Source organism: Flavobacteriales bacterium, assembly GCA_021296215.1.
GTDB lineage: Bacteria > Bacteroidota > Bacteroidia > Flavobacteriales > ECT2AJA-044 > ECT2AJA-044.
On the sequence record JAGWBA010000045.1, the window covers coordinates 20500 to 21043 of the forward strand.

Consider the following 544-nt stretch of genomic DNA (forward strand, 5'->3'; position numbering starts at 1 on the left):
TCTGTGCTGATCGTGTCTCCAAAGTTGTTCACCCACCAGTACATATATTCGTCGTTTCGGTAAGGTGTAGACAACTCCACGGAATCGTCCTTGCAAATAGTAATATCTTCACCGGCATCGGCTTCAAAAACTGGGGCATCGCAAGGGTATAAGGCGACGTTATCGATAAAGATGCCACCTCCAGTGAAAGAAAAGCTTCCTATAATTCCTTGGGGAAGAGTTAGCCATCCAATGGTCATGAATTGTACTACTTCATTGGGCACTATGTTGTAAGAAATCTTTGTCCATTCCTCTCTATCTGTGGTGTCGAGATTTGAAAAGGATAATTGCGGGGTCACGTTGGGATAGTTCCAAAAGTTTTCCTGAGTAAAGTCAGTCCCAGAGAAATAGACATCTAAATTAGGGTTCAAAAGAAATGGTAGGCTATCCGCAATCGATACATTTGCTTCAAATGTATAACAGGAGTCTGTAATACTCCCCATATTTCAGACCAACAATGCGGTTTTGTTAGTTAATAATTGGGTTTGATTAAAGATAGATTCTT

Annotated in this window: 1 protein-coding gene; it reads right to left on the reverse strand. The window is 40.8% G+C overall.

Going from position 1 to position 544, the window contains the following annotated elements:
- Positions 1-338 (reverse strand): hypothetical protein (locus tag J4F31_08270; protein MCE2496556.1); only part of this gene is annotated, 338 nt, incomplete at its 3' end.
- Positions 339-544: the final 206 nt, after the last annotated feature.